The organism is Mesorhizobium sp. 43Arga, from assembly GCF_053714255.1.
Genome location: NZ_JBSKBO010000033.1, coordinates 1 through 9,493 on the forward strand (window position 1 = coordinate 1; position 9,493 = coordinate 9,493).

A 9,493-nucleotide genomic window follows, 5' to 3' on the forward strand; every position below is an offset into this window, starting at 1 on the left:
CCTCCTCGGTCCTTGATGCCGTCAAAAGCCTGCGGAACCACACCATCAATCACCTCGACCTCAGAATCTGTCAGCCTCACAAGGAGGGGTATCAACATGCATAATCGAGCAGCGCCGAGAACTGCGCGGCTGTCAGCCGCATCACGCCGTCCTGAACCTTTGGCCAGCGGAACTCCCCATCCTCCAGGCGCTTGGCATAGAGGCAGACGCCGGTGCCGTCCCAGAAGATCAGCTTGATCCGGTCCGTGCGTTTGGCGCGGAAGACGTAGATCGCGCCGCTGAACGGATCGGCGCCCATCGTCTCGCGCACCAGGGCGGCCAAGCCCTCCGCGCCCTTGCGGAAGTCCACAGGCTTCGTCGCGACCATGACCTTGACCGCACCCGTCGGCCCGATCACGACGTCGCCTTCAGCGCGCGGATCACCGCCGCGACCGTCTTGGCGTCGGCGCCACGGCCGACCCGCATGGCGACGCCGTCAATCTCCAGCTCGATAACGCCGGCGTCGCGGGCGGCTTTCCGTTTGCGTTGTTGCTGCTGTTTCCCCGTCGGTTCCGGCTTCGGAGCCGGCACCACTGCCGGCACGAACAACGGTTCCGGCGCCAGCGTTTCCGCCAACGGTACACGAGCAGCCCGACGCCAGGCGAACAACTGCTGCGGGGACAACGCATACCGCCGGGCCACGGCACTCACGGTCTCGCCGGCATCGTAACTTTCCGTCACGATCCGGCCTTCTCTTCCGGCAGCCATTCGCGCCGCCGACCGGAACCCGTGAACACCTCGAAACGGCGCGCAGGCTCAAGATCGCTGGATTTAAGCGTAAGCTCTGAAATCGTCATGTGTTGATCAATGGCAAGGTGTATTGATCAGGAAGACCGTATGTTCGCTTCGGCCGGTGAGGTGGCTCGCACTACTGTGATGAGGATCGGCTCGGCCCGCCCGAGCACCCCTCGAACGCGCGTGTAGGGCGAGCCACCTCACCGGCCGAAGCGGACATACCGGCCTTACGAATCTCGGGGAAAGGGCATGAATGTCGCCAAACGGCGCGGTATGGCGATAGCCCGGTTCGTGCGGCCGGGCCGGGTCCGCCATGGCCGAGGATCTTGATGCCGAAGCGGTCTCACGCGTCGAGCATGACGCCGCTCGACAGGGCGAAGGTGCCGACGTGCATACCTGGCATTTTGTGGAGTGCGTACACCTCTCGATGCCGAAACGCTCGAAGAGCCCGTCCTCGGCGCCGCCACCGCCCTCCTCCGCGGGCTGCAAGATCCGCGACCAAGATTCCGGAAAAGGTGCGCGCCGCGGCAAGGTGCCTCACGGCGCCAAGCAAGGACCGCCATATGCCCGTCCTGTCCGCAGGTATGCATGCGTCGATACAGCCGAGGCATACGAAAGACCGGTCGTCTCAAAGATGGGCAGAGCATCGATGGTTCGGCTCATGCTCGCGCAATACTGCAATGATCGGCTCGTCCACAACCCGCTTTCTCTTCGTCAGTCCGGGAGGTAAGGGGCCGCCGTGTATTGTTCCTTTTCGGCAGAGGTTGGAAATGGTTTGATCGACCAGTCGATAACGTCGATGGCATGCTGAAGTATCGCCTCGGTCTGAGCAAGGCTGGGTGAAGCGGCCATCACATGTCCGATCTTGTCTCGGTAATCGCCCCTCCTGACGATCGGCGTCTTAGGTCTAACATAGAATTTAACCTCGGCTACACCCGGTACAGCAGCCGCCCGACTGTCGCCACCGATCCAGTCGAGGACGCCATCGTGATCAGGAATTAGGTTCCGCGAAACCGCAGTCTGCGAGTGGCTTCTGCGCAAATTGCATTCATCGCCGATGACAAGCTTGATGTGCTCGGTGATGAGATCGATACCGTAAGCCAGCTGAACCAGTTGAGGAGTGGGCGTACCAGCAAGACGCGGATTGACTTCAATGACGACTGGGCCACGGTTCGTCCACCTAAATTCAATGTTCGTTGGTCCCCAGCCAAGGTCGAGAGCTCGCAAACAGCTCCGCGAAACATCGACAATATGTTTATACTCGTCACCAGTCAGCAGGGCCGGATAGGTGCACTCACGACAGACGAAATGCGGTGGGCTGCCCCAGTCAAGGGCGGCGGTCCCAACGACTTCATTTCCCATCATCTCAGCGCTATAATGGGGGCCTTGTGCGAATTCCTCGACCAATAGCATCCCCGGCGAGGGCCCCCATCTGTGTTTCCCGCGCAATAGATAGGTCGTATGTTCGACCAACTCATCCACGTTGGGGCACAACCGAACACCCCTGCTGCCGCTGCCGACGGCTGGCTTAAGAATCACCGGCAGGCCGATATCCGCGGCAGAGCTTTCTACCTCCGTCGCATTCGCTGCCAACCGATAAGCAGGTACTGGAACGCCAGCCCCCGCGAGAAGCTGCCGTTGAACGAATTTGTCGCAGCATCGTTCGATGGATGCGGGGTTCGGTCCCGGTAGTTCGAAATGACGGCAGAGCTTGCCAACTGTCGCATAGAACGATTCCGTGGCGCTCGTTATGCCAGCAATGTCATAGGTTGCACGCAGCCTGGAACATTCGTGGATTAACGCATCGAGATTGTCTGTATCGACACGGATTGCCTCGATCTCTTCCGCCGCAAGATAGTCGTACCGAGCTGGATCGGCCGACAGAGTAATTGGATGAAGAGCAAGACGCTGAGCCGCTTGGACGTACAGAGGACCATTGCTCTTGGTGCCTTCAATCAGGATGAGCGTTCTTCTTGCCATTGGCTGTCACCCAACATTGCGTGCGGCGGTCTGAGCGTCAGCGGGTTAGTAGCTGTGCATGACCTCTGACCTTGCGATGAACGTACCATAGTCGAGCGATTGCGGTCGTGAACATTCTGTGAAATTCAAATGATGCCTTGCTGGCCAGTTGGACACCTCCAATCTGGCATCGTTTTGCAAGCCGTGGTGATCACGCGGGACGGGATCGGGGCACCAGTTTGCGCACTAGTTGCAATTTTATTTACAAACAAGTCTTCGTAAGCATTTGAAGGCACAGATTGAGCGCGAACTTGATCGTCTCGAACTCGCACTTCAACAGATCAAGTCCGTGGAGGCTGAACGGGATGCTTTGCTCAGCCCGTCGGACGATGGCTCGCTAGCCTGAATATCTCAACGCTGGTCGGGCAACGCATCGCAACGATCGCGCTGGGATACGAGGACGTCGACGACCACGACACGCTTCGCCACGACTCGGTGCTCGCGCTTGTGTCGGAACGCCTGACGCCAAAGCGAGAAGATTGTGCGGTGCTTGCTGGCAAGTCGACGCTGAACCGGCTGGAGCACGGCCGGGTCGGGGAGCCGACGCGCTATCACAAGATCAGTTACGACAAGGTCGCGTTGGAGGCCTTGTTCGTGGACCTGTTCCTGGAAGCCCACGACAAGCCGCCGGCCGAGATCATGCTCGATCTCGACGCCACCGATGATCCGCTGCACGGCCGGCAGGAAGGCAGGCTCTTCCACGGCTACTACAACTGCTACTGCTATCTGCCGCTCTACATCTTCTGCGACCGGCACCTGCTGGCGGCAAAGCTCAGGCGTTCCAACATCGATGCCAGCAAAGGAGCGGTCGAGGAGGTTGAGCGGATCGTGACCCAGATCCGCAAAGCCTGGCCTAGGGTCCACATCATCCCGCGCGCCGATTCCGGCTTTGCGCGCGAGGAACTGATGGCCTGGTGCGAGATCAACCGCGTCGACTACGTCTTCGGGCTCGCCCGCAACGAACGGCTGGAAACCAAGATCGCCCCGGCCCTCGAGGAAGCCTGTCTGGTCTCCAGGAAAAGCGGCCAGGCCGCCCGGGTCTTCCGCGACTTCAGGTGGTCGACAAAAGACAGCTGGTCGCGCCGCAGGCGGGTCGTGGCCAAGGCCGAATGGATGACACAGGGCGCCAATCCGCGCTTCATCGTGACCTCACTCAAGCCGCAGCGCTGGGCGGCACGGGCGCTTTACGAGGAGCTCTACTGCGCCCGCGGCGACATGGAGAACCGGATCAAGGAATGCCAGCTCGACCTCTACGCCGATCGTACCAGTGCCAACTCCATGCGCGCCAATCAACTGCGGCTGTGGTTCGCCTCGTTTGCGTATGTCCTGATCTGCGCCCTGCGTCGCCTCGGTCTTCCCCATACCCGGCTCGCCAACGCCAGCTGCGGCACGATCAGATTGAAACTGCTGAAGATCGGCGCACAGGTGCGCGTCTCGGTTCGTCGCATCAAGGTGGCGATGGCCTCAGCGTGTCCCTATGCCGAGGAGTTCGCCCTGGCTCACGCCCGAATACGTGCCGCGGCTCTGTGACGCCGCCGGACCCGAACCCTTCTCACAAACAACACAGGATACATTGCTGAGGAACCCGACCGTCGCACCACCGCGGCGCTGATCGCGCCCGTCCTCAAACTCCACAGCCAGGCCAGTGCCCGCGCCGCGTCACAACGGAGCCCGGCGCTAGATTCGGTGAGATAAGCGGGCTAGCGCCAGGAGCAATGTTAAAAAATTTGAAGGGGTTTGGCCCGGAATTCGCCGGTGCCCTGTGGTCGAGGGATTGTTCCGAAACTTTTCCAACCGACGGCAGGTTGCCGCTTATGCCGGATTGGCGCGACGCCCTGGCGGAGCGGATCCGTGGCGCACGAACAAGGCGTCTCCAAAGCCGGAAATCTGCGGCTGCGAACAACCATGATCCAGCTCGCCTGGTTCTGGGTAAGACATCAGCCCCGTTCAATACCAGGGGAATCGCATATGGAAATTTTTCTGTCGCATTGATGGCAGGGAAGGATTCTTGACACAGTTTAGCCAAGGGAGCGACTGCCATTTCCTGTCTTGAGGGTTGTTTCGGGACGTTGCCCGATCCGCGTGCCGGCAATGCCTCGCATCGGCTTGGCGACATCATTGTGATGGTGGCTGCGAGCCTATACAAGCGCAATGGCACGACCACCCTGTTTGCCAAGTGCTCGACGGCACCGTCATCGGCACGAACATGGAGCGCCATCGCCACTAGGAATTCATCCGCTTCCTCAACGCTATCGATGCCGAGGTGCCGGCCAGCAAGGCCATCCACATCGTCCTCGACAACTACGCCGCTCACAAGCACGCCAAGGTGCGCGCCTGGCTCAACCGCCATCAGCGCTTCACCTTCCACTTACCGACCTCATGCTCGTGGCTCAACGCGGTCGAGGGCTTCTTCGCAAAACTGTGTCGTCTCAGGCGCGGTGTCTTCCACTCCGTCGTCGACCTCCAGGCGTCGATCAACCGCTTCGTTGCAGAGCACAACTAGCAACCTAAACCCTTCACTTGGATCGCCGATCCAGACAAGATCATCGCTGCCGTCAAACGCGGGCACCAAGGTTAGATCCCATCCACTAGATGATCAACTGTTCCGTACAGTGCTGCCATCAGTCCCAAAGGTGATCGGCCGCAGATGTTCCTATTCGTCAAGGGTCGGGAATGGTGAGATCGACCAACTGATTAAGTCAACGGCACGCTGAAGTATCGCCTGAGTACGAGCGAAGGTGGGCGAGGCGGCGATGACATGTCCGATACAGTCTCGGAAATCGCCTTTCCTGATCATCGGCGTCTTGGGTTCAACATACAATCTGACCTCGGCGATCCCAGACATGGCAGCCGCCCGATTGCCGCCGGCGATCCAATCGATGGTGCCATCGCGATCAGCAACCAGGAACCGGACGGCCGCAGTATGCGAATGCCTTCTACGCATATTCTGTTTGTCGCCGATAGCAAGCTTGATGTGCTCAGTGATGAGATCGATACCGTAAGCCAGCTGAATGAGTTGAGGATCGGGCGCGCCAACAAGACGCGGATTGACTTCAATGACGACTGGGCCAAGCTTCGTCCACCTGAATTCAACAAACGCCGGCCCCCAGCCAAGGTCGAGAGCTCGCAAACAGCTCCGCGAAACATCGGCGATACGCCTATGCTCCTCATCAGTGAGGGTGGCCGGAAAGCTGCTCTCACGAAAAATGAAATGCGGTGGAGGGCCGGAGTCAGCTGCTTCAATCGCAATGACCTCATTTCCCATCATGTGAGCGCAATTAAAGGGGCCTTGTGCGAATTCTTCGACCAGCATCCTGGGCGAAGTCTCGCCCAACACGTACGGCGGATGTATGTGCTTCCCGTCCAACAGATAGGTCGTATGCTCGGCCAACTCATTGACGTTGCGGCACAATCGGACACCCCTGCTGCCGGTGCCGACGGCTGGCTTGAGAATCACCGGTAGGCCGATCTCCGCGGCAGAGCTTTCAACCTCTGTCGCATTTGCTGCCACGCGATAAGCAGGTATGGGAATACCTGCCTCCGCAAGGAGCTGCCGTTGGACGAATTTATCGCAGCATCGTTCAATTGCTACGGGGTTCGGTCCTGGTAGATCGAAATACCGGCAGAGCTTGCCAACTGTCGCATAGACCGAGTCCAAGTCGCCCGTAATGCCTGCAATGTCGTGGATCTTACGCAGCCGGGAACATTCGCGGATCAACGCATTGAGATTGTCTGTATCAACACGGATTGCCTCAATCCTTCCCGCCGCAAGATAGTCGTACCGAGCTGGATCCGCAGATAGGATAATTGGATTTAGGCCAAGGCGTTGGGCCGCCTGACAGTATAGCAGACCATTACCCTTTGGATGGCTTTCAACTAGGATGAGCGCTTTTCTTGCCATTTGACGTTGACCTCCGTTGAGTGTTGTGCGGCGTTCTGAGCACAAATCGGCATCAGCCCTTTTTCAGCCGTGCCTGATCTCAGAGTTTCAGATGAGATTGCCTCAATTTTCTGGGGAGCGTACCGTCGTCAGCGACTTACCGTCGCAAAGATTCTGTAAATTCATCTGAAGAATCTGTTGCAGGGCGCTGGTTCCGCTCGGCGACGCTATTGATTCTGCGCAGCAGTTTGGGGGCGGCCAGAGTTCGCCGAGCCGCATTGCGACACCTTGTGCAGCTCTGCCTGCTCGAACGTTGCTTAGAAGCTGCCTTTTTAGTGCCGTTGGATCGGAGGGTGAGATGAACATCGGCGTGACCTCACTGGCCATCCGGAAAGCGGCGACGTCCAGGATTGCGAGATACTCTCGCACCGCTCGACGGGCACCAAGATTGTCGACGCGCCACTCGCCGCCTGGGGAGCGCTGTTTGTGGCATCGGCCGCGATGAGGCTGGCTTCCACCTCGAACCCCTTCGCACCGAGCAACCCTTTGCTCAAGCAGCGTTCCACGACTGTTTCGAAATGGTGCCGCAGGATTGACACTTCGATCTATCTTGACACGCAAGAAATTCTTCTAGTCAACCCTGGCGACCACCAGTAACTCCTTTCCGTAAGTAGGCGCAGAATGCCTAAAGTCGCTGTACTCTGCCTCAACCGAAAAGGCGCAGCGCGCCAGCAAATGGTGCAGCTCCCACCGGTGCGTCCAGCGCAGAACCAGATCGCGCGTCTCTTCCTGCAATGTTTCGCCATCTTTTCCAATTTCCAAAAAGCGCCAGACATCGTGCCGTGTTTGCGCAAAGTGATCATAGCGGGTATTTAGGAGATTCCGGACATAACGCCGTCCGCTAGGCTCATGTACGGCAGAGCGCGACCGGGGAGGCACCAGCTTTTCTGACAGGATGTCAACGTGGAGGTCGACAAGATCAAGGACAAGTCGGCCACCAGGCCGGATATGCTGATGAATGGCCTTCAATGCTCTAATCTGCAGCTCGCTTGTGAGCAAGTGCTGAAAGGAGTGAAAGGGTGCCAAAACGGCGGCGAACTGCTCATCCAGCTGGAGGTCTGACATGTCCTGCTGAACAAATCGCAATCGTTGTTGTGCCGCGATCGGAATCTCGGCCGCCTTGCGTTCCGCAATTGAAAGCAGTCCCCCCGAGGTATCCACACCAGTAACATTGAAGCCAAGCTCTGCGAGGGGCAATGCGACGCGCCCGGTTCCGCATCCGAGTTCGAGTACGCTTCCGCCGGCTTTCTGCGCGATCCCTGCGTAAAAATCGATGTCCTCGACGGGCGTTTGCGGCATCTTGGGGCTATAGAAGGCATCATAGGCCTGTACGAAAGGTGAATTGGCTTCGTCGTCGTAAAATCGCTTCAAGAGAATCCCCCATCCATCGGGCAATCGAAGTCATCTCGCGCTGGTGCACCACCGGAGCGTCGCGGCTAGTACTGAAGCCAAAAGCTTGAATCCCGTGGCGATCAGAAAGATTGCCAATGGATAATGGTCGACCCAGATATTTGCAAAATAATATTATGTAACGTTTCAGTTGCGGTTATGTCTGATCGCTCGCTTCTTGCTGCGATACTTGGCCGCCATCCTGACGGCTATGGGCGGTTTTGTCACCGGTTTGCCGGTCCCAGGGGGGCGCAAAGCGCTCTGCAACCGGTGCGGGGCCAGCCGGGAGTAGGGCGACCCTCCGCCCAGTTGTTTCTCCTCGAGCCGCTGAGCCGGTCGCGTGCGCTTCACACGTTTGGAAGGCTCAACGGCGAAGCCATCACACGGCGACCTATTTCCACCACGAAGGCGACACGATCCCCAGCAATGACCAGACTCGGTATGGCGCGACATAATGTGGAACGGCCACGCGGGCAAGCGCTTTTTCAGACATTTCATCCAGCGGGATAGGTGCGGTCATATGTCCGGCCTTTCAGCGCGGTCTAAGACCGCTGGCCTCGATGAAATTCGCGATGCGAGGGGCTGATCAATCTGACGGGCTGTAAGCGCATTGTCGCGCCGGCCTCTCTCGCCTCGGGATTTCGTCCTGTGGGTCATCGTCTAATTGTGCACCTTGCCTCTATCCGGCGTCGCGCCGGCCAGTCCGTCTGGTCGTCGTTCGGCTCAGGCGCGTGTTGCGCCGCTTGCCGCACCAGTATTTCGATATGTCCCGCCCTTGGTGAGCAGCGCCCAGATAATCCTCGCCATCTTGTTGGCGAGCGCGATTGCGACGGCCTTGAAAGGCCGCCGCGCTAAAAGGGCGACTAGCCCGTCTTATTCATGACGCATTTGGGATTGTTTGCCGCTGAGTGGTGGACAGGTGGCGGCGCGGCGTCTTTTTCACCGCAGCTATATCTGGACTTGTGAACGCGCTGAGGGTGGAAGCTGTATGGTTCGGCGGGGCCTGCTGCCCCAGCGGTCATGGTCCTGCCGGTAGCAGATTGCTGGCGAGCGCGCGGAACAGACTTGCCTCGGGACAGGCGGCGGCGAAGGCCAGACGGATGCGCGAGACGGTTTCGATGACGCGAGCGCCGAGCTTGAGCAGCCTGAGCCGCAGCGTAGCGAACTCGGCGTTGCGCAGATGATGGGTCGTGGGCACCACGCCCGCCCTCTAGACCGAGGACAGCCCCGAGACGAAGACACGGAAGGCCGGTACCCAACCCGCGGATGAGAGTCTGATCAACCGTCGTCTCTGAGCTCCCACCCCCAGCCCTGTGCAGCTTCAGCCGATCCGACTGCATGGCAAACCTGCCAAGCGGGCGAGCCTTCTTG

General features: G+C 59.1%; 5 protein-coding genes and 6 pseudogenes. 3 read left to right on the forward strand and 8 right to left on the reverse strand.

The genetic code is table 11. The annotated features are described in order from the left end of the window. Window positions 1–91 precede the first annotated feature (91 nt). The 3 genes from tnpB to ACWGS8_RS34960 form a co-directional block, all read right to left on the reverse strand. Entirely contained in the window at window positions 92–397 is a 306-nt protein-coding gene (gene tnpB, locus ACWGS8_RS34950; RefSeq protein WP_454585180.1) for an IS66 family insertion sequence element accessory protein TnpB, read from the reverse strand. Next, window positions 394–747, reverse strand: a complete 354-nt coding sequence (gene tnpA / locus ACWGS8_RS34955; protein ID WP_454585181.1) for an IS66-like element accessory protein TnpA — start codon at window positions 745–747, stop codon at window positions 394–396. Before tnpA ends, tnpB begins: the two co-directional genes overlap by 4 nt. Window positions 748–1,488: 741 nt before the next feature. Beyond that, entirely contained in the window at window positions 1,489–2,754 is a 1,266-nt protein-coding gene (locus ACWGS8_RS34960) for an ATP-grasp domain-containing protein (RefSeq protein WP_454585182.1), read from the reverse strand. 384 nt (window positions 2,755–3,138) lie between these two features. On the opposite strand from ACWGS8_RS34960, the pseudogene ACWGS8_RS34965 reads away from it, so the two are divergent. The 3 pseudogenes from ACWGS8_RS34965 to ACWGS8_RS34975 form a co-directional block, all read left to right on the forward strand. Continuing rightward, a pseudogene (locus ACWGS8_RS34965) lies at window positions 3,139–4,323 on the forward strand (IS1380 family transposase); the annotation flags it as partial. A 176-nt stretch (window positions 4,324–4,499) separates the two neighbouring features. Next, a pseudogene (locus ACWGS8_RS34970) lies at window positions 4,500–4,743 on the forward strand (transposase); the annotation flags it as partial. A 191-nt stretch (window positions 4,744–4,934) separates the two neighbouring features. Next, a pseudogene (locus ACWGS8_RS34975) lies at window positions 4,935–5,371 on the forward strand (transposase); the annotation flags it as partial. Window positions 5,372–5,446: 75 nt separating this feature from the next. Here the strand turns inward: ACWGS8_RS34975 and ACWGS8_RS34980 are convergent. The 5 genes and pseudogenes from ACWGS8_RS34980 to ACWGS8_RS35000 form a co-directional block, all read right to left on the reverse strand. Beyond that, window positions 5,447–6,694, reverse strand: coding sequence for an ATP-grasp domain-containing protein (locus tag ACWGS8_RS34980; RefSeq protein WP_454585183.1), 1,248 nt, complete (start codon window positions 6,692–6,694; stop codon window positions 5,447–5,449). A gap of 315 nt (window positions 6,695–7,009) precedes the next feature. Beyond that, window positions 7,010–7,266 (reverse strand): annotated as a pseudogene (locus ACWGS8_RS34985) (IS5/IS1182 family transposase); the annotation flags it as partial. A gap of 37 nt (window positions 7,267–7,303) precedes the next feature. Continuing rightward, window positions 7,304–8,104, reverse strand: a complete 801-nt coding sequence (locus ACWGS8_RS34990) for a class I SAM-dependent methyltransferase (RefSeq protein ID WP_454585184.1) — start codon at window positions 8,102–8,104, stop codon at window positions 7,304–7,306. 741 nt (window positions 8,105–8,845) lie between these two features. Then, window positions 8,846–8,989: pseudogene (locus ACWGS8_RS34995) on the reverse strand (IS110 family transposase); the annotation flags it as partial. 151 nt (window positions 8,990–9,140) lie between these two features. Continuing rightward, a pseudogene (locus ACWGS8_RS35000) lies at window positions 9,141–9,320 on the reverse strand (transposase); the annotation flags it as partial. Window positions 9,321–9,493 lie beyond the last annotated feature (173 nt).

Coding starts and splice junctions, on each gene's coding strand:
- tnpA (WP_454585181.1), bottom strand. CDS start 747: ATGGCTGCCGGAAGAGAAGGCCGGATCGTGACGGAAAGTTACGATGCC.
- ACWGS8_RS34960 (WP_454585182.1), bottom strand. CDS start 2,754: ATGGCAAGAAGAACGCTCATCCTGATTGAAGGCACCAAGAGCAATGGT.
- ACWGS8_RS34980 (WP_454585183.1), bottom strand. CDS start 6,694: ATGGCAAGAAAAGCGCTCATCCTAGTTGAAAGCCATCCAAAGGGTAAT.